Genomic DNA, 17429 nt, shown 5'->3' with positions numbered 1-17429 from the left:
CCTGGCTCAATGCTCCAAACTAAACACTACCACCTACGGCGCGCTCTCAAACGTCGCTGAGTCCTTCGAGGATCGAGAATCGCTTACCTCTGGTGAAGATGACTCAAAAGAAGCCGTCTGGAAGCTCGCGCTCTACTGGGCGACAGATAAACAATTCTGGTCGACATCACGCGGTATCGAGAAGGCAATAGATCCGGAATCGCAGGAATTGGAGGGTGATGCTCGCGAAGCGGCTGAATGGGCGTCTCAGAATACGGTACTCGAACTCTCTCGTGAATACGCTGAGACGTGGGTACACGAGCCCGATCTCAACGAACTCACTGAATCTGGCCGGGCACAGGCGACGCTTCGCGAATTGGCTACTGACTACTGGGTTTCAGTTGATTACTGTGGTGCGTTCCCGTACTGGGATATGCCAGTTACGACCTCGCAGGCTGCTTCTCTTGAGGTATTAGAGGAGAATATTCACGATCCTGACGAACCCCCGGTTTCACTGGAGACTGATAGACCGCCTCCGATCGCGGAGATCTGGGGAAGGTCTTAGGTTTGCATACGGTCTCTGCACAGGGTATTCACTGGTTAGACACTCTCAACTGTGCACACAACGGATTTCATCACCGATGATAGGAGGACTAGGAATTGCTCAGTACAGAGAATGGACACAGCGTCTGTCGTACCGGCCGAGAAGTTTGTTCACTAATAAAATAGAGACTGGATTGTATTGTTCGTTTCTTCCGTATGGGTTTGCGGAGAAATATAGAACCGACCGATTGTCTCATTCTGTTCAAATAGAGAGATGCAGTGACGAGTGAACTGAACGACACTATTGAGAGAAACATACTGGAGCATAACTGATAACGAATCAACAGTGATTAGCGTGGGATATTCCTCAGAATTTTGACGATCTAAGAATTTGGTGATTTCGAGGCCTGCCCGTTCAATATCTTTGGGATTAGAGATATGGCTAAATGAAGTTTCGCACCCTATGGATTTCCCATACTTTTCAACCACTCCTTGTTGTTGCTGGTGATATCCTGCGTACAGAATCGTAATCTCCTCAATAGATATATCGTCTTGATCCTGCCACTGTTCTAATCGTTCATGTGGTGGGTAAAGATAATCTAAATGTAAGACGCGAGTATTGGCGGGTAGTTGCGGGAGTGAAGTGAATACCGTGGACTTGTCTTTCCGGAATTGACCACGTTCTACGAGGCGGATCTCGTTACTGGAATCGTCTTCCATTAGTCAATAATATACGGTTTATTGAGAGTGCATATATAATTTAATATTCATTTTATAGGCAACAACTTTGCTCAGTTTGCAGATTTGTTCTAAAGGTTGATCCACTGGCAAAGACGTAGAATCAAAGGTAGAGAATCGCTCAGTACAGTGACTGCAATTAGTCCACGAGAGAAAGCAGATAAATATATGCCACTGAAAAATAACGAATCTGAATGACTACCCTCCGCACTCTCCAAAATCGAATCCGTCCGGGAGCCGTACTGGTTATGTTGGTGCTGGTCGGCGCAGCCACCTATTTTGAGTTCGTATATTACGGGCCACCAACTCTGTATTCCGTTCTACTTTGGATAATCGTCGTTCCAATGTTATTTGTAGCGACGGTGAATGGTGTTCGAAGCCATCCACTCTATCAGCCACTCCTGTATGCCGGTTTTATCGCAATGGGTACGCTACAGTATCTTGACGGTGACTGGTACCTTCTCGCTGGTCTGTTTGTCCTCGGTGGGATTATCGGATTGTTTACCGAATTTCGTGACAAAAACAACCTCACACGTTCAGGATAACATCGTTCAATATAGGGAACTTATGGACCAGTACAATACCAGCGTCAGTTATACATCTGCCTGACACAATCGTAGGATATGAACATTCTACAACGGGTAAGAGTCGAACTGTTTAGAGAGCCAAACGGAGATAAGTGGTCCGTGATACCTATCGGATTCGGGATTTTCTTAATTTTAGTCTTGATCGGCGGATTCTTATTCAATACTGGTTGGAGTGAGCCGATCGAGATGGAACCAAGATTCCTTCTTCTGGCGGTCGCATTTATCTGTATGGGTTCGGCGGAGACCCTCGCTAATGACCGTCGAAAGCAGGCCGGACTGCTCCGCATCTCGGCGATAATCTGCTTTCTCCTATTCGGCGGCGTAACCATAGGTTCCGTACTTCTGAGTACCGAGGGGGAAGCCCAACAAATGATGGCCTTCTACTTCGTCCTCGCCGCCCTAATTGCAATCACCCTGTGGTTGGCTTGGATATTTTGGAAAGCAGGACGTGAACAGTGACCGACTGGTGCTGTGCCACCGATAATGCCAGATACGCAGGCGGGTTCTCACGGCTGATTCAAGAGTTGATATACCGAAATAAATGCGATTGTGATAAAGTCATTTCTCTAACCTTTCGATTCCCGGCCTCGGATTAGATACCCAACACCCAATGCCGTTATCGAATATTTTCCTCTCCCTTCTTTTTCGACTAATCCCCCGGCATTTAGCGTGCTTAAGCGTCTTGAGATTCCCGGCCTAGACCGACCAGTATTATCTGCGATGACTGCTGGTGTAAGTGTTAAATTAAATACTAAAGTTCTCAGAATTTCTTTATCCATCTCTGTTATCCAATCGTAATCCTCTGGATCTTCTTTGAGCCAAGCTTTCTCCGCTTCGGAAAATTCGGGAGGGTATTCACCAAGGACTACTTTTTCCATATCTTCAAAATCTGGTAGCTCTCCGTCTTCGCTGTTGGTCATATATCTTCGAACCACCGTGTACATAAAAGATGTTTCCTGTTGGTTCCCACCAAAAGTGAGTTACTAATTAGTAGCAACCATTAAGTAAGTACAATTTGAATACGATAGCTGAGAGCTACTCAGTCGGTTGTTGATGATTCCGTAGGTTCGCGAGAAAGGCCGTGCTGGTACCACGGCCTACGGTAGTTCTCGTGATCGCCTATGCACGGAACCACCGCGGGGCTTTCCAGCCCCAGAAGATCAGACGTATTGCTTAGTGAAAACTCCGATGGGACTTGTTCCTACTGCGGAGAGTACGCTGACGGGATCGACGCGAAGCGACACACAGCCGTCTGTGAACGCTGCGCTCGAATCCTCTCCGATTGGCGTTCCTGTAAGGAGTGCGGCGCGACTGTCGAGCCGACTCCTGACGGGTATTCGTTTCAGTCGCGGATGGTGCGCGGGTACTTCGCTCACTTAGCTGAGGCACATCCGGATCACGCGGTGTGGAACCCGCTCGAAGGCTGATGAGCGATAATCTGCAACCGCTCTCACCGCGCGAGGGCGTAGAGATGTATCTCGAAGCCCGCCGCGACGAACTGAGCAGACAAACGCTGAGCGGCCAGAAGTACCGACTCGAATCGTTCCTACAGTGGTGCGAAGAAGAGGAGATCGAGAATCTGAATGATCTCGATGGCCGGAGTCTCTACCGATTCCGCGTTTGGAGACGAGAGGGCCACGGTGACGGTCGTGATGAGATCCAACAGGTTACTCTCCGGGGCCAGCTGTCGACGCTTCGTGCATTCCTTCGATTCGCCGAAGAGATCGACGCAGTGCGCGAGGGGCTTCGCGTAGATGTTCCGCTACCGACGGTGAGCAGCGGCCAGAACGTGAGTGATACCACACTCGATCCTGAGCGTGCTGCAAACATTCTGGAGTATCTGAACCGCTACCAGTACGCGAGCCGCACTCACGCGGTTCTCCTGCTGATGTGGCATACTGGCGCACGAATCGGGGCGATTCGCTCGCTGGATCTCTCTGATGTTGAGTTCGATTCTGACCGGCCCGGAATTCAGTTCCGGCACAGACCTGAGACAGATACACCGCTGAAAAACAAGGAGAAGGGGGAGCGTTGGAATGCGATCAGCCCGAACGTGGCCCGCGTTCTAGAGGACTACATCGACGGTCCTCGTGAGAACGCACGCGATGACCACGGCCGGTTTCCGCTCTTTACATCTGAGTACGGCCGTCCTGCGTTGACTACGCTCCGAGATGAGGTGTATCGGGTCACACGTCCCTGTTGGCTGGGTGAGGAGTGTCCGCACGGGAAGGACGAGGAGACTTGTGAGGCCACGTATCTCAGCAAGGCGAGTAAGTGTCCCTCGTCTCGATCTCCTCACGACGTTCGGAGTGGTCGAGTGACTGCATACCGGCGTAACGATATCCCGCGCCGGGTGGTCTCGGATCGGTTGAACGCGAGTACAGATATTCTTGATGAGCATTACGACCGGCGTAGTGCCCGCGAGAAGGCAGAACAGCGGCGCGATTACTTCAGAGACCTATGATCGAACAGCGCTCAATCCGGCAGGCGAACCACCCGAACGAGATTCGACCCGTTCGAGAAACTATTGGGAACGCAGGGGTAGCGAAACCGCAATACGGCGCTCCCCACAGGGCCCATCTCGACACGTCCCGTTGCCGAGCCGAAAGCACGATATTCTCGTCGAAATCACAACCGGGTTTTATGTCGGCTCAGCGTCTCGTTCGGTCGGTATGAAGGTACTCTGTATCGACATCGACTCCCTTCGAGCGGATCACGTGAGCGGGTACGGGTATCACGGGGAGACGACCCCGAACATCGACGACCTGATCGCGGACGGGGTCGCCTTCAGCCGAGGGTACGTCGCCAATTCGCCGTGTATGCCGTCCCGGGCCGCGTTGACGTCGGGGCGCTACGGTATCGCGAACGGCGTCGAGACCCACGGCCAGCGGTCCCAACAGATCGATCGCCCCGAGAACCGAACCGACTGGGCGGGCTCGTGGACCGAGAACGAACCGGACCGGCCGTGGTGGACGCTGCCGGAACTGTTCTTCCAGAACGGGATCCGGACGATCGGCGTCTCGTCGTTCCCGCGCCATCCCGCGCCGTGGTTCTACCACGTCTGGCACGAGTTCAGACAGCCGCAGGAGCCGGACGAGGAGATGACCACGGAGTGGGGGCACGTCGCCTTCCAGACGCCGCGGGCGGCGGCTGTCACCGACGAGGCGATCGCGGCGCTGGAGTCCGTCGACGACGAGGAGTTCTTCCTGTACGCGCAGTACTGGGACCCCCACGCGCCGTACAACCGAACCGATGAGGAGATCGATCGGTTCCGCGACGTCGAGTTGCCGCCGCATCCCACAGCGGAACAGATCGAATGTCACCGCGAGTGGGACACGCTGCGGGGTGCCTCCCAGGAGGGGATCGAGTCGCGGGACGACCTCAACGAGTTGCTGTCGGCGTACGACGCCGAGATTCGGTACGCCGACCGTCACGTCGGGCGGCTGCTCGATCACCTCAAAGCGACGGGGCAGTACGACGAGACGCTGATCGTGCTCACGGGCGATCACGGCGAGGAGTTCGGCGAACACGGCCTCTACCGGGAGCACTGGAGTACGCACGACGGGACGCAGCGCGTTCCGATGGTTATCAAACCGCCCGCGGAGACGACGTTCGAGCCGGGGTTCCGAGATCACCTTATCACCAACGTCGACTTCGCCCCGACCATCGCCGACTATCTGGGCGAGCCGACGCCGGACCGCTGGCAGGGGGCGTCGCTGCGTCCAGTTCTCGAATCATCCGACGCCGAAGGTCGGGAATTCGTCGTGTTCGACCACGGCCTGTACACGGCGCAGCGGGCGGTCCGAACCGAGGAGTGGAAGCTCATCAGAACGTATCACCCCGGGATGTGGGAGGGCGTCCTGCCGGAGTCTCAGTTGTACGAGATGGACGCCGACCCGTGGGAGCAGACCGACGTGGCCGACGAGCATCCCGAGACGGTCGAGCGGCTCGAAGACGAGATGCTTCTGTGGGCGGCGCGGCACCGAACGGGGAGCGTGGACCCGCTCATACGGATCGCCGAGGAAGGCCCCTCCGGATACAACTCGTTCGCCGCGCAGTTCGAGGGGATTTAGCCGAGCGAGATATCCAGATACAGCATCACCACGATGCCGAGGATCGTGCCCATCGTGGCGATCCGCTCGTGACCGCCGGTGTGCGTCTCGGGGACGATTTCGTCGCTGATGACGAACAGCATCGCGCCCGCGGCGAAGCCCATCGCGTAGGGGAGCAACACCGCGGCCGATTGAACGGCGTACGCGCCGAACACGGCGAGGGGGATCTCGACGACGCCCGAGCGGATGCCGGTGAAGACGGCGTAGGCGCGGCGGTTGAGTCCGGCGTTGACGGCCGCAACCGAGACGGCGAGCCCCTCGGGGATGTTCTGAATGCCGATCGCGAGCATCAGCGGGATCGCGCCGGCGACGTCGCCGCTACCGAAGCCGACGCCGACGGCCAACCCCTCGGGCATATTGTGTAGCGTGATGGCGAAGATGAACAGCACGACCGGGACGAGTCGTGCGTCATCGAGCGGGAGCGAATCGCCGGGGTCGGCGGCGTCGGACCGACGCCGACCGGTCAGGAGGTAGTGAGCGTGCGGCACGAGAACGTCGGAACGGTCGAGGAACAACGCCCCGAGCAGGACGCCCACGAGGACGGGAATCGGATTACCGTTCGAGTACTGCTCGATTCCGGGGATGATGAGGCTCGTGAAACTCGCCGCGAGCATCACGCCCGCGGCGAATCCGAGCGCGCCGTCGAGCGCCCGTTCGGTCGGGTTCCGCCAGACGAAGATCAGCGACGCTCCGAGGAGGTTCATTCCCGCGATGACGAGCCCTCCCACGAGCCCGTGGACGACGGGGTTCGTCCCGAACCACCGGACGAAGACGTCCGAAATCATCGGTCTCTCACCCGCATCATACGGAGACGACGCGTCGAACCGCGGATCATAGCAACCGGGTCACCGGGCAGCGGCTTATATCTGGCCGCGGCGACGCGGGACGGACGCACCCGTGGGACCAAAACCCACAAGACCTAATCGGGCGCGTCCGAACGAACGCGTATGGACCAGACGCGAGGGAAGCGGCCGTGGCTGGCGGCGCTGCTCGGTACGTTCGCCACCGGACTCGGCCACGTCTATCTCCGTCGCTGGCAGCGAGGGCTCGGCTGGTTCGTTGCTGCCGTCGCGGTGTCGTATTTCCTCGTGCCGCCGGAGGCCGCCGAAGCGCTACTGGCGGGGGAACCCGGAGACCCGAGGGCGCTCGCCCCCGTGTTCGCGGTGAGTATCGCGAGCATCGCCGACGCGTACGTCCTCGCCCGGCGAACGCAGCAGCGTGCGCGGCAATCAACCGTGTCACAGCGCCCGGGTTCGACAGGGTCGGACGGGATGGGCGCGACACGGTCTGGGAGCGTGATCGACGACGGAAGCGATGTCGACACCGACAGACGGGACGTCACCGACGAGAGACGCGCGACCGGGTCGACGTCGATAGGAAAAGCGGGGATCAGCGCGGGGAGCGCCGAGGACTGTCCGAACTGTGGAAAGGAGTTGGATCCGGAGTTGGACTTCTGTCCGTGGTGTACGACGCGGTTGAACACGGAGAATTGACGAGGGAACCGACCGCCGAGACGAGTGCGGAGGCCGAGACGAGCGCGCAACCAGTCTCCGGAGGGGCGAGTGCGCAACCGTGCGGGCGGGCGTGCAGCCGCTGATTCACTCCTCGAAGGCGAATCCGCTGAACTCGTCGACCGGCATCACGGAGTAATCGACGCTGAGCGTGTCTTTCGTCGCGCGGATTCTGCCGACGAACGTCGAGATGTCTTCGAGGCCGCCCTCGAGGACGAACAGTTCCATACAGCGGTGCTCGCCGACGTGGCTATGGAAGTTCGAGGCCACGATCGACTCGTACTCGTGGCGGAGTTTCATCATCCGCTCTTCGACGTTCGTCGTCTCGTAGTCGAAGACGACGGTCACGACGGCCATCAGCTCTCGGTCTTCGAGCCGTTTGTCCTCGAACTCGCCGAGGAGGTTACGAGAGGCCTCTCGGACGACTTCGCTGCGGCCGGTGTACCCGTGCTCTTCGGCGAACGCGTCGATCCGATCGACTAACCCTTCGGGCATCGAGACGCTGACAACGGTCATATATTAACTTGACTGCGTGAAGATATTAATTCTTCGTAACGTGCCGAAACCAACGACACACGACGGGATGCGAGGGGATGTGGCCGATCCGATGGATGCGGTCAGTTGGGATCGACGTCGATACCGAGTATCCCGGGACAGAACGAGACGACTTCAGATCGCCCCGCGTTCGTACGTCGAGCGGATCGTCTCCGCCAACACGCCGTCGCGCCGGAACACCACGTACACGACGAGAAACGGTTCGTCGATCGGACGAAGCACGAAGACCGCCCGCGGCTGTTCGAGTTCCACCGGGACCGACTCGCCCTCGTCGGCCCGTCGAACGAGCGGATCCAACGGTGTCACCCCGGTCCGAAACTCCTCGAAGAGGTCGCGTGCACCTGACTGTTCGGCGAACACGTACAGTGCGCCGTTCGGTTCGCCGTCGGTGTTGCGCGTCAGGCGGCCGTTCATCGCCGCGTTGTCCGCCTCGGCGACCATCCACGTCTCCGTGGCCGCCTCGAAGATACCGGTGACGCCGTCGTAGAACTCGAAGGCGCTCTCGGCGACGAGGTCGAGGGACGAAAACCGCGGCCCCCCGTCGGTCCAGGCGAGCGTCGCGTCGATCAGATTGCCCGCCGCGAGCGACGCCACGTCGTCGGCGAGGTCGTCCTCGTACCCCGTCGTCTCGACGTACGCCGGATCGAACGTCGGCTCGGAAACCGAATCAAACGTCGGCTCGGCGGTCAGGTCCGACGGTGGACCTCCGTCTTCCGCGCCCGTGTTCTCGGATCCACCAACCGAAACGAGCAGCAGTTCGGTCGGCTCGCGCGGCCGCCCGAGCACCCGGTAGCGACCGCTCGTCGTGGGCGTCATCGTCGCTCCCGGCTCACCGCGAGATCCCGCCCGCGCTCTCGTCGATGACCGACTGGACCTCCTCGGGGGTGACGACCGCCAGATCCCCGTCGAGGGTGCGTTTCAACGACGCCGTCGCGGCACCGTACGCGAGCGACTCGGCGACGTCGCCACCGTGCAGGCGCTTCGCGAGGAATCCGCCGACGAAGGCGTCGCCCGTGCCGATCGGATCGCGCGTCTCGACGTCGTAGACGTCCTGTTCGAACACCTCGCCGTCGTGAACGGCCAGCGAGCCGTTCTCGCCGCGGGTGAGGACGACCGTCTCGAAATCGAAGTCGCGGCGGAGGCCGTTGGCGACTTCCACCGCGTCGCCGTCGCGCTCCAGACACGTGGCCGCGTCGCGCTCGGCGGCGACGAGGACGTCGACGTGAGGCAACAGGGATTCGTAGCCGACCTTGGCCTCCTCGGGCGTCCACAGCTTCGAGCGGTAGTTCAAGTCGAAGGCGGTCGTCGCGCCCGCTCGCGTGGCCGCCCGGAGCAGCGCGTCGGTCGTCTCCGTCAGCGTCGGCGACAGCGCCGGGGTGATCCCGCTCGTGTAGAACAGCCGGGCGTCCTCGAACGAGCCGCCGGGGAGCTCCGACGGCGTCGCGGTCGTCACCGACGCGTCGGCCCGATCGTAGATGACGTCGGTGCCGCGCGGCTCACCGCCATATTCGAGGTAGTACGTCCCGAGGCGGGCCGCGGGCGATTCGTCCCACGCGATGTCCGTCCGCACGCCGTGTCCGCGCAGTTCCGAGACGATTCGGCGGCCGAGCGCCGAGTCGGGAAGTTTCGAGAGCCAGGTCGCGTCGCAGCCGAGTCGCGCGGCCGCGACCGCGACGTTGCTCTCGGCACCCCCGGCCCGTACGTCGAGGTCGCGCGTTCCTTCGAGGCGCTCTCCGCGCGGCGGCGAGAGTCTGAGCATCGTCTCGCCGAACGTCACGAGGTCCGTCATACTCCCCTCTTACCGCAGGTGGTACATAATAGCGATTGTCGGTCGTGTTTGTTCACTCGATCACGACGTCTGTCTCTGCCACTCCGATCGCGATGTCTGCATCTGTCGTCCCGATCACGACGCCGCTGCTCGAAAACGATACCGAGAGGCCCTAACCGCCGTGCCCCGGGTAGTCCCGTTCGAATCGATCGCCGATCTCGTCGCCGTCGATCTCGATGACGACCGGGCGGCCGTGCGGGCAGGCGTAGGGGTTCTCGCACGCGTCGAGCGCTTCGAGCAGGTCGACGACCGACCCCTCGGTGAGCGAGGTGTTGCCGGTCACGGCGGGGTAACAGGCCAGGTCCGCGAGGAGGTCGTCGGCGACGGCTGCGACCGTTTCTTCGCCGCCGTGCTCGCCATCCGCCTCGCTGACGAACGCCGAGAGGACGTCGCGAACGAGTTCCGGATCGAGCGTCGCGGCGAAGACCGCGGGGACGGACTCAACGGCGACGGTCCGATCGTCCACCCGCCCGACGCGAAAGCCCAGACTCGACAGCGCATCGACGAACTCGTCGAACAGCGCGGCCTCGCGCGCGGTGAGTTCCAGTTCGACCGGCTCCGCGAGCGCTTGCGTCACGACGTCTCCGGCTAACTCGCGTTGCAGGCGCTCGTAGTGCACTCGCTCGTCGGCGGCGTGCTGGTCGACGAGCACCAGTCCCGACTCGGTCTCGGCGACGACGTAGGTGTCGTGCAGCTGCCCGAGAATCCGCATCGACGGCAGCGAGTCGAACCGCGGCTCCAGCGTCGCCGCCTCCCCCCGCAGATCGCGCTGGACGGTCGGGCCGACGATTCCCGTCGGTCGCGAGGCTTCAGAGGGAGATTCGTCGGCGTCGGTCGAGCCGCCGTCGGCATCGCCGGGAGTATCGGACCCCAACGAATCGAACCCCGGAGGCAGTCTCGACCCCGCGTCGGAGGCGTCTGTGTCGGCGTCGACGTCGCCGGATTTCGGTCCCACGGAGCGGCCGCCACGCCCAGATTCCGAGACCGACCACGTGTCGTCGTCTGTCGGGTCGACCGTCCGAGCGCGTGCGCTCTCGTCAGTTCGTGGTCTCCCGCGGTTTTCATCGACTCGGGGACCCCGAGGATCGTCGACGCCAGCACTATCATCCGATTGGGAGGTCGACCCTCCGCCGGATTCAGTCGTCGGTTCCGTACGCTCCGTCCGAGGTCCGCCCTTCGGGACATCTCCTCCCGCCGAAACGTCTTCGTCGTCCGCAGATCGGCTCCCAACGGGCGTTTCGGATACAGATTCAGCGACCGACGCATCGAGGGATTCGCGCGGCGAGCGCGACTCGTCTCCGCCGCCCGCGTCGGATCCCGGCTGCGGGGTGTGACCGGGGCCGCCGCGGACTTCCGAGCTGGGCGATTCCGGCTGGATCTCCGTCTCGTCCGCCGCCGACCGGCCCCGCGGTGCCGTCTTCCGGATCAGCCCCGCTTCGAGTAACGCGCTTCGGACCGCGTCGGTGACTGCCGAGCGAACGCCCGACTCGTCGTCGAACCGCACCTCCATCTTCCGCGGGTGGACGTTCACGTCGACGGCGTCGGCCGGGAGTTCGACGAACAGGACGGCGAAGGGGTAGCGATCGCCCGCCAACTGCCCGCCGTAAGCGTCGAGGACGGCCTGTCGGAGCACGGAATCGGTGACGTAGCGGCCGTTGACGAACGTCGCGAGGTACTCGCGCGTGCTCCGGTTTGTCTCGGGGTGACTGACCAATCCGCGGACGTGATCGACCGGGATCGACTCGTCGGCGGCGGTATCGGGTTGATCGTCGGTAGGGTCGGGTCGGTCTGTCGAGTGGTCTCCGGCGGGTCGATCGGTCGAACCGGCTCGATCGGCCGAAGGGCCGTACGCGACGTCGATCATCGATTCGGCCACCTCGCGGCCGTACACCGCCAGCACCGCCGATCGGAGACTCCCGCGACCTTCGGTCGCGAACACCTCGCGGCCGTCGTGTTCCAGCGAGATCGCGACGTCGGGGTTCGCGAGCGCGTAGTGCGTGACGACCGCGTTCACGTGGTCGAACTCTGTCGCGGTCGTGCGCAGGAACTTCTTGCGCGCTGGCGTGTTGAAAAACAGGTCGTCGACCTCGACGACGGTTCCCTCGGGGCACCCGGCGGGGCCGACGTCGGTCACCTCGCCGCCCTCGACGCGGAGTTCCGTTCCGGCGGCGTCGCCGTCGGCGCTGCTGTCACCATCGCTCGCTCCGTCACCGTCGTCGCTCTCCGCCCCACCGCCACGGGGCGCACGCGGCTTCGTCCGGATCGTGAGTCGCGAGACCGCGCCGATGGTGTGCAGCGCCTCCCCGCGGAATCCGAGCGTCCCGACGCCCGCTTCGAGGTCGGCGATATCCTCGATCTTACTCGTCGTGTGCTCTTCGACGGCGCGCTGGACCGACCCGCGGCCCATCCCGACGCCGTCGTCGCGAACGCGGACGCCCTCGGTCCCCCCGGCGTCGATCGCGACGGAGATCCGCTCCGCGTCGGCGTCGAGGCTGTTCTCGACGAGTTCTTTGACGACCGAAGCGGGCCGTTCGACGACCTCTCCGGCCGCGATCTGTCTGATCGTCCGATCGTCGAGTTCGCGGATCGTCGGACGCCCCTCCGTGCGCTGGTCGCCTCCGGCGAATTCGTCCCCGGTCACGGCTCGTACACCTCAGTCGCCGCCGACACCGCCCGCGTCTGCACGTCGCTCAACCGCTCGATCGCCGATTCGGGCGGGAGCCACTCGTAGTCGACGTGTTCGTGACTGAGCGCGATGGGCTCGCGGCTCCGCTCGTCGTTGCCCCGTTCGTATCCGTCGTCCAACAGTTCGTCCCGATTCTCGGGTTCAGCCTCCGAGACGGTACACCAGTAGTAGACGGCGAACCGTCCTCGGTCGGTATCGTTGCGCCACGAGGCGGCGTGGACCGGTCGCCCCACGTCGACGTCGAGGCCCGTTTCCTCGCTGATCTCGCGGCGGACTCCCGCCGGAGCGTCCTCCTGCGGTCCGAGTCGTCCGCCCGGGAGTTCCCACTCGTCGTCTGTGGCCCGTCGGACGACGAGGACGTCGCCGCGGGGCGAAAAGAGCACGCCGCGGAGACTGATCGTCGCTTCGAGGTGTTCGTCGGTCACCGTTCCACCTCGCGTATGGCCGCCGAGGAGGGGGATCGATCACTCTCCGCTCCTCGGGAGAACTGGCCAGCATCGACGGCCGACGAACCGCATGAGCGCTCGCTCCGACTCATCGTGCGTACTCTGTGTGTTCGTCGCCTAATCGTTACCGGTCCCGACAGTCGCGAGAGTGGAACCGCTCCCCCCGCTGTGGGGGGACCGCAGAGTCCTGCTGCGTCCTACGACAAGCGGTCGTGTAACTCCGTGGCGAGTTCGGAGAGGCGCTGCGTGCCGAAGAGCGCGACCAGGATCGCACCCACGGTGTCGAAAACGAGGTCTAAGATCGTGTCTTCGAGCCCGTATTGGACGAGCACGGCCTCGACGCCGAGCGACATTGCGCCGATCCGTGCGAGGAATTCGAGCACCTCCCAGAGGACGCCGAGCGCGAGGGTGAACAGCAGGAGAAACAGCGAGAGAAAGCGTGGCGGAAACGACACGGCGTCCGAGTAGAGATCGAGCGCTCGGGTTCCCGCGTAGCCCACGGCGGCGACGATCGCCGCAGACAGCGTGTGCGTCAGATGATCGTACCACCAGACGTCCTCGTAGAGACCGAGCATCCCCACCGCGTGTAAGAAGACCGCGAGCGTCACGATCACGGTCAACCCCGGCGAGAGGCGAAGCCCCCAATCGCGGCGCAGGACGGCCGGGAGGTACGTGACCGCCAGGGCGACGACGGCGTTGATGACGACGCTCACGTTCGCCGTCGCGAGGCCGAATCCGAGGATGATCGCGATGCTCATCCGCATCGCGCTGGCGAAGAGCGTCGGCGTGACGGACCGGAAGGACCAGCGCATACCGACGGATACGGCCGCGGTGGCAAAAAGGGCAGTCGACAGCGAGCGGTATCGGAACCGACGCCGAGAAAGCGGCGAAGAACACGAGAGGGGAAGAGAGGAGGAGAGGGAGGAGAGAGGAAAAGAGAGGAGGAGAGAGGAGAAGAGAGGAGAAGAAAAGAGAAGAAAAGAGGAACCACCAGAACAGCGTCGATAGATAACTACTGTCGTAGCGGTTGTAACTGATTGGCCTGCCGACCGGACGCAGTCGTTCGATCGGGCGAATCCACACTTGCAGCCGCGACGATAGCCGTGGTAACACGGCTCGCGAAACGATGATACTGTTGTTTCACGTACGACCCGATGATGATGGCAACTACGCACGCGCTGGCTGGCGTCGTGCTCGCACTTCTCGTCGGAGCGATCTTTCCGGAGAGCGCCGCGGGGAGCTCTCTGCTCCCGGTCGCAGCGGCCGCACTCGGGGGGTTATTCCCTGATTTCGACCTCTACGCTGGACACCGGAAGACGCTGCACTTCCCGGTGTACTTCTCGATCGCCGCCGTCGCTGCCGCCGCCATCGCCGTCGCCGTGCCGACACCCCTCGCCCTCGCGGCGGCGCTGTTTCTCGCGGCGGCGGCGCTACACTCCGCGATGGACGCCCTGGGCGGCGGGCTGGAGTTGAAACCGTGGCTCGGGACCTCCGAGCGCGCGGTCTACAGCCACTACCACAGCCGCTGGATCCCCCCGCGTCGGTGGGTCCGCTACGACGGCGCGCCCGAGGACCTCGCCGTCGCCGTCGCGTTCGGGCTTCCGGCCATCTACGCCCTCGACGGCCTCGCGGAAACCGGCGTCATCGCCGCCGTCGCGGTCTCAGCGGTGTACGCAGTGTTGCGAAAGCCGATGGTGATCGTCACACAAGCGGTCGTCGACGCTCTGCCGACTCGGCTGGCCGATCGGCTCCCGGCGCGGTTCATAGACGACTTCCGCTAGGTCGCGGATCGGTGGCGGTGAATCGCTCGGAGACATACGAACGCTTGTCCAGCGATTATTCAGTCAGTGCAAGGGTATCGAGCACCATCCGTCAAGCGGGTGCTTTTCCCCGCCGCCCCTGTTCCCCATCGTATGGTACTCGTATCTTTCGGCGCGGCGGTGGGCGTGATCGTCGTTCTCGTCTGCGTGAGCGCGTTCTTTTCCAGCAGCGAGACGGCGATTTTCACGCTCCCCGAGGAGTGGTTCACCGAGTCGGCGTCGACGTCGACGTCGGCGAGCGACGGTCGATTGGCGGTCCTACGCGAACTCCGGTCCGACCCGCATCGACTCCTCGTGACGATCCTCGTCGGCAACAACGTCGTCAACGTGGCGATTGCGAGCCTGACGACGCTGCTCGCGACGGAATATCTGCCCCCGGTCATCGCCGTCTCGGTCGCCACCGTCGTCGCGAGCGCGATCGTCCTGATCTTCGGTGAGATCGTGCCGAAATCCTACGGACTGGGGAACGCACCGGCGTGGGCGCTTCGGGTCGCAACGCCGATCTCGATCGTCGAACGAGCGCTGTTCCCGATCGTGGCCGTGTTCGATTTTATCACGCGGGCGCTGAACGAGTTGATCGGCGGCGAACCGGAAATCGAGAAGACGCACGTCGACGAGTGAGTGATTGGCGCGCCGCTATGGATACAGTCCGTCGCGCTCTCGTGACAATTCAAGTTACGGTTCTCGAACACGTGGGTGCTTTTGTAGACGAAAAGCGACGGAGGGGGCGGGATCGGTACCTGCTCGGCGTGTGTTGTGCCGAGTTACTCGCCGGAGCCATCGGGACTTCTGTCGGAGTATAGATTGATCGGCCTCGGCCCACTTTCGTGGAAGAGTAATTCATCTAAATCGACAGAAAGGCACCAGAGACGGAGGTTCGTCGATCGAAGCCGATCCTTGTGAACGGCTTTGTCACTCGGGTGTCTGTAGTCCAGATATGACGTTTTCAGCCCGAATCAAGAGTAGCTTCCTCGCGGGATTGATTCTACTCACTCCCCTCGTAGTCACGCTGTACATTCTCCGTCTCCTCGTCAACTGGTCGCTCCAATTCGTCAATCCAGTCGTCCAAGGAACGCGCCTCACACAGTACACGGCGAACATCGAGATCGTCGCTCAAGTTCTTGCCGTCGTGCTGATTCTGGGAGCGATCACGGTCCTGGGCTATCTCGCGCAGCAACGCATCGGACGTGAAATGTTCGGGAACCTCGGTCGGGTCGTGAACGTGATCCCGCTCGTGAGTACGATCTACGTGGGCGTTCGGCAGGTCGCCAACTCGCTCGTCGATCGGGATACGGCGTACGAAAGCGTCGTCCTCGTCGAATACCCGCGGGAAAACATCTACTCGATCGGCCTCGTTACTGGCGAGAGCCCCACCGTCGCCGAGGACGTCGCGGGCCAACAACTGCACAACGTGTTTCTTCCGCACAGTCCGAACCCGACCGCCGGTCGGTTAGTGCTGCTCCCGGACGATCAGATCCACGAAATCGATATGAGTGTCCGACGGGGGATGCGGCTCATCGTCACGAGCGGGATTGGGACGGACAAGACGACCTCGACGCTCCCGAAACTCGAAAGATCGGCGGAGTAATTCGCTTACAGGCGTTCGCGTCCATCGATAGCCGAGGTGAGGGGACCGCTAGACCGAACGTGTAGGTCAGAGAGTACCGAGTACTCGTCCGTCCCCGTCGACAGCAGAAACGACCCTGCACAGATCCCACTAGAATAGCGTATTGGGTGTGAAGGAACTGGCCCAAGCCTAGGCCGGGATTTGAACCCGGGGTCTCGTCCTTACCAAGGACGCGCTTTACCGCTAAGCTACCCAGGCGCACCTGTCCGTAGCGCGGATTCGTCTTTAGGGGTTTCGATTCGCCTGTCGGGTCCGTCGATCCAACGACGTCACGAATCGGTCGCGGACGACGGCACTCGATCGTCGGAACCGCTCCCGACCGCCGAGAGCGACGCGATGCGCTCGGCGGTCGCCTCCGAGAAGGCCGCGTCGGCGGGTTGTAACTCGCCGTCGGCGTCGCAGTCGCGGCCGAGGTCCGCCGCGTATTCGAGCACCGCGGGCGAGGGCGTCGCGCCGACGGCCGTCATTCCGGTGACGACGGCGAGCGCGAAGACGTCCGATTCGAGGTTGCGATCGAGGGCGTCGACGTCCGCGCCGTCGCCGCGCCGGAGGGTCTGATCCCGGCCGAACGCGCGGACCACGTCGACCGCGCGGTCGGCGGCGTCCGTCCGAGCGAGGAGGTAGAAGCCGCGGGAGACGAGCACGTCCGCGGCGAGGATGTCGAGGTCGGCTTGGATATCGCCGCTGCCGTCTTCGAGCGCCGCCGTCCACGGTTCCTCGCGGGCGAGCGAACGCGTCAGTCGGAGACCCTCGTAGATCAACTGCACGCCCGCGGCCCGCTCTGCGAGCCCGTCGGCGTCCGTCTCCACTCCAGTATCGGGTGCGCGAGCGCTCACCAGCGCCAACACGGCAGGTGTCATCGGCGCGGCCGAGAGGTGTTCGAACAGCACCTCCCGGAGGCGGTCGGGCGCGATGTCCGCGACCGCTTCGCGCGCGGCGTCACGGACCCGCACGGCGTCGTCCATCGACACCTCCTAGCGACGGGAGCGGCAAAGAC

Annotated in this window: 19 protein-coding genes, 1 tRNA gene and 1 pseudogene; 10 read left to right on the top strand and 11 right to left on the bottom strand. The window is 62.1% G+C overall.

Translation table 11 applies throughout. The features are described 5' to 3' along the window. Nucleotides 1-544, top strand: a pseudogene (locus FJT57_RS16465) (hypothetical protein); the annotation flags it as partial. Between the two features lie 152 nt (nucleotides 545-696). Here the strand turns inward: FJT57_RS16465 and FJT57_RS14715 are convergent. Beyond that, a complete protein-coding gene (locus tag FJT57_RS14715) occupies nucleotides 697-1242 on the bottom strand; it encodes a DUF7504 family protein (RefSeq protein WP_144906537.1) in 546 nt (181 codons plus the stop codon). Nucleotides 1243-1454: 212 nt separating this feature from the next. Here FJT57_RS14715 and FJT57_RS14710 point away from each other — a divergent pair, with 212 nt between their 5' ends. Together FJT57_RS14710 and FJT57_RS14705 are read left to right on the top strand one after the other, a co-directional pair. After that, nucleotides 1455-1805 carry a hypothetical protein gene (locus tag FJT57_RS14710; protein ID WP_144906535.1) on the top strand — a complete coding sequence of 117 codons (351 nt, stop codon included), beginning with the start codon at nucleotides 1455-1457 and terminating at the stop codon, nucleotides 1803-1805. 78 nt (nucleotides 1806-1883) lie between these two features. Then, nucleotides 1884-2306, top strand: coding sequence for a hypothetical protein (locus FJT57_RS14705; protein ID WP_144906533.1), 423 nt, complete (start codon nucleotides 1884-1886; stop codon nucleotides 2304-2306). A 107-nt stretch (nucleotides 2307-2413) separates the two neighbouring features. Here FJT57_RS14705 and FJT57_RS17025 read toward each other — a convergent pair whose 3' ends face one another. Next, a complete protein-coding gene (locus tag FJT57_RS17025) occupies nucleotides 2414-2767 on the bottom strand; it encodes a MarR family transcriptional regulator (RefSeq protein ID WP_231554257.1) in 354 nt (117 codons plus the stop codon). A 506-nt stretch (nucleotides 2768-3273) separates the two neighbouring features. Here FJT57_RS17025 and FJT57_RS14695 point away from each other — a divergent pair. Together FJT57_RS14695 and FJT57_RS14690 are read left to right on the top strand one after the other, a co-directional pair. Continuing rightward, nucleotides 3274-4311 carry a tyrosine-type recombinase/integrase gene (locus tag FJT57_RS14695; RefSeq protein WP_197052409.1) on the top strand — a complete coding sequence of 346 codons (1038 nt, stop codon included), beginning with the start codon at nucleotides 3274-3276 and terminating at the stop codon, nucleotides 4309-4311. A gap of 208 nt (nucleotides 4312-4519) precedes the next feature. Then, on the top strand, nucleotides 4520-5920 hold the full coding sequence (locus FJT57_RS14690; RefSeq protein WP_162524373.1) for a sulfatase family protein: 1401 nt from the start codon (nucleotides 4520-4522) through the stop codon (nucleotides 5918-5920). On the opposite strand, the gene FJT57_RS14685 is transcribed toward FJT57_RS14690, so the two are convergent. Next, complete coding sequence (locus FJT57_RS14685; protein WP_144906529.1) at nucleotides 5917-6744, bottom strand: ZIP family metal transporter; 828 nt, start codon at nucleotides 6742-6744, stop codon at nucleotides 5917-5919. The two genes, FJT57_RS14690 and FJT57_RS14685, sit on opposite strands and share 4 nt — an antisense overlap. Nucleotides 6745-6906: 162 nt before the next feature. On the opposite strand from FJT57_RS14685, the gene FJT57_RS14680 reads away from it, so the two are divergent. Next, nucleotides 6907-7452, top strand: coding sequence for a zinc ribbon domain-containing protein (locus FJT57_RS14680; protein ID WP_144906527.1), 546 nt, complete (start codon nucleotides 6907-6909; stop codon nucleotides 7450-7452). A 105-nt stretch (nucleotides 7453-7557) separates the two neighbouring features. On the opposite strand, the gene FJT57_RS14675 is transcribed toward FJT57_RS14680, so the two are convergent. The 6 genes from FJT57_RS14675 to FJT57_RS14650 form a co-directional block, all read right to left on the bottom strand. Beyond that, nucleotides 7558-7986 (bottom strand): CopG family ribbon-helix-helix protein, encoded by a 429-nt coding sequence (locus FJT57_RS14675; protein WP_144906525.1) that lies wholly within the window; start codon nucleotides 7984-7986, stop codon nucleotides 7558-7560. A 153-nt stretch (nucleotides 7987-8139) separates the two neighbouring features. Next, nucleotides 8140-8841: a DUF6663 family protein gene (locus tag FJT57_RS14670; protein ID WP_144906523.1), complete on the bottom strand. Its 702-nt coding sequence runs from the start codon at nucleotides 8839-8841 to the stop codon at nucleotides 8140-8142. A gap of 13 nt (nucleotides 8842-8854) precedes the next feature. Then, nucleotides 8855-9814, bottom strand: coding sequence for a bifunctional 2-dehydro-3-deoxygluconokinase/2-dehydro-3-deoxygalactonokinase (kdgK1, locus tag FJT57_RS14665; RefSeq protein WP_144906521.1), 960 nt, complete (start codon nucleotides 9812-9814; stop codon nucleotides 8855-8857). 151 nt (nucleotides 9815-9965) lie between these two features. Then, complete coding sequence (gene mutL / locus FJT57_RS14660; RefSeq protein ID WP_238994011.1) at nucleotides 9966-12494, bottom strand: DNA mismatch repair endonuclease MutL; 2529 nt, start codon at nucleotides 12492-12494, stop codon at nucleotides 9966-9968. Then, nucleotides 12491-12964, bottom strand: a complete 474-nt coding sequence (locus tag FJT57_RS14655) for an NUDIX hydrolase (protein ID WP_144906519.1) — start codon at nucleotides 12962-12964, stop codon at nucleotides 12491-12493. Before FJT57_RS14655 ends, mutL begins: the two co-directional genes overlap by 4 nt. Before the next feature lie 218 nt (nucleotides 12965-13182). Continuing rightward, nucleotides 13183-13749 carry a hypothetical protein gene (locus tag FJT57_RS14650; protein WP_144906516.1) on the bottom strand — a complete coding sequence of 189 codons (567 nt, stop codon included), beginning with the start codon at nucleotides 13747-13749 and terminating at the stop codon, nucleotides 13183-13185. Between FJT57_RS14650 and FJT57_RS14645 the strand changes: the two genes are divergently transcribed. The 4 genes from FJT57_RS14645 to FJT57_RS14630 all read left to right on the top strand — a co-directional run bounded on the left by FJT57_RS14645 (nucleotide 13736) and on the right by FJT57_RS14630 (nucleotide 16393). Continuing rightward, a complete protein-coding gene (locus tag FJT57_RS14645; RefSeq protein ID WP_144906514.1) occupies nucleotides 13736-13993 on the top strand; it encodes a hypothetical protein in 258 nt (85 codons plus the stop codon). The two genes, FJT57_RS14650 and FJT57_RS14645, sit on opposite strands and share 14 nt — an antisense overlap. 149 nt (nucleotides 13994-14142) lie before the next feature. Next, entirely contained in the window at nucleotides 14143-14766 is a 624-nt protein-coding gene (locus tag FJT57_RS14640; protein ID WP_203229200.1) for a metal-dependent hydrolase, read from the top strand. A gap of 132 nt (nucleotides 14767-14898) precedes the next feature. Continuing rightward, the gene (locus tag FJT57_RS14635) at nucleotides 14899-15426 is read left to right on the top strand and encodes a CNNM domain-containing protein (RefSeq protein WP_144906511.1); all 528 of its coding nucleotides are present in this window, start codon (nucleotides 14899-14901) and stop codon (nucleotides 15424-15426) included. A gap of 316 nt (nucleotides 15427-15742) precedes the next feature. Further along, on the top strand, nucleotides 15743-16393 hold the full coding sequence (locus FJT57_RS14630) for a DUF502 domain-containing protein (protein ID WP_144906509.1): 651 nt from the start codon (nucleotides 15743-15745) through the stop codon (nucleotides 16391-16393). A gap of 165 nt (nucleotides 16394-16558) precedes the next feature. Here the strand turns inward: FJT57_RS14630 and FJT57_RS14625 are convergent. Together FJT57_RS14625 and FJT57_RS14620 are read right to left on the bottom strand one after the other, a co-directional pair. Then, nucleotides 16559-16630: transfer RNA gene (locus FJT57_RS14625), tRNA-Thr, on the bottom strand. A 71-nt stretch (nucleotides 16631-16701) separates the two neighbouring features. Further along, nucleotides 16702-17397, bottom strand: a complete 696-nt coding sequence (locus tag FJT57_RS14620) for a DUF7114 family protein (protein ID WP_144906507.1) — start codon at nucleotides 17395-17397, stop codon at nucleotides 16702-16704. Nucleotides 17398-17429: the final 32 nt, after the last annotated feature.

Source organism: Halobellus captivus, assembly GCF_007655485.1.
GTDB lineage: Archaea > Halobacteriota > Halobacteria > Halobacteriales > Haloferacaceae > Haloquadratum > Haloquadratum captivum.
This window is presented reverse-complemented; position numbering and strand designations above follow the sequence as displayed.

What these genes read in the sequence shown, in the direction of transcription:
- FJT57_RS14650 (WP_144906516.1), bottom strand. Translation starts at nt 13,749, where the DNA reads ATGCGGATGAGCATCGCGATCATCCTCGGATTCGGCCTCGCGACGGCG.
- FJT57_RS17025 (WP_231554257.1), bottom strand. Translation starts at nt 2,767, where the DNA reads ATGACCAACAGCGAAGACGGAGAGCTACCAGATTTTGAAGATATGGAA.
- FJT57_RS14705 (WP_144906533.1), top strand. Translation starts at nt 1,884, where the DNA reads ATGAACATTCTACAACGGGTAAGAGTCGAACTGTTTAGAGAGCCAAAC.
- FJT57_RS14695 (WP_197052409.1), top strand. Translation starts at nt 3,274, where the DNA reads ATGAGCGATAATCTGCAACCGCTCTCACCGCGCGAGGGCGTAGAGATG.
- FJT57_RS14690 (WP_162524373.1), top strand. Translation starts at nt 4,520, where the DNA reads ATGAAGGTACTCTGTATCGACATCGACTCCCTTCGAGCGGATCACGTG.
- FJT57_RS14715 (WP_144906537.1), bottom strand. Translation starts at nt 1,242, where the DNA reads ATGGAAGACGATTCCAGTAACGAGATCCGCCTCGTAGAACGTGGTCAA.
- FJT57_RS14685 (WP_144906529.1), bottom strand. Translation starts at nt 6,744, where the DNA reads ATGATTTCGGACGTCTTCGTCCGGTGGTTCGGGACGAACCCCGTCGTC.
- kdgK1 (WP_144906521.1), bottom strand. Translation starts at nt 9,814, where the DNA reads ATGACGGACCTCGTGACGTTCGGCGAGACGATGCTCAGACTCTCGCCG.
- FJT57_RS14670 (WP_144906523.1), bottom strand. Translation starts at nt 8,841, where the DNA reads ATGACGCCCACGACGAGCGGTCGCTACCGGGTGCTCGGGCGGCCGCGC.
- FJT57_RS14710 (WP_144906535.1), top strand. Translation starts at nt 1,455, where the DNA reads ATGACTACCCTCCGCACTCTCCAAAATCGAATCCGTCCGGGAGCCGTA.
- FJT57_RS14680 (WP_144906527.1), top strand. Translation starts at nt 6,907, where the DNA reads ATGGACCAGACGCGAGGGAAGCGGCCGTGGCTGGCGGCGCTGCTCGGT.
- FJT57_RS14635 (WP_144906511.1), top strand. Translation starts at nt 14,899, where the DNA reads ATGGTACTCGTATCTTTCGGCGCGGCGGTGGGCGTGATCGTCGTTCTC.
- FJT57_RS14645 (WP_144906514.1), top strand. Translation starts at nt 13,736, where the DNA reads ATGCTCATCCGCATCGCGCTGGCGAAGAGCGTCGGCGTGACGGACCGG.
- FJT57_RS14620 (WP_144906507.1), bottom strand. Translation starts at nt 17,397, where the DNA reads ATGGACGACGCCGTGCGGGTCCGTGACGCCGCGCGCGAAGCGGTCGCG.
- FJT57_RS14640 (WP_203229200.1), top strand. Translation starts at nt 14,143, where the DNA reads ATGATGGCAACTACGCACGCGCTGGCTGGCGTCGTGCTCGCACTTCTC.
- FJT57_RS14675 (WP_144906525.1), bottom strand. Translation starts at nt 7,986, where the DNA reads ATGACCGTTGTCAGCGTCTCGATGCCCGAAGGGTTAGTCGATCGGATC.
- FJT57_RS14630 (WP_144906509.1), top strand. Translation starts at nt 15,743, where the DNA reads ATGACGTTTTCAGCCCGAATCAAGAGTAGCTTCCTCGCGGGATTGATT.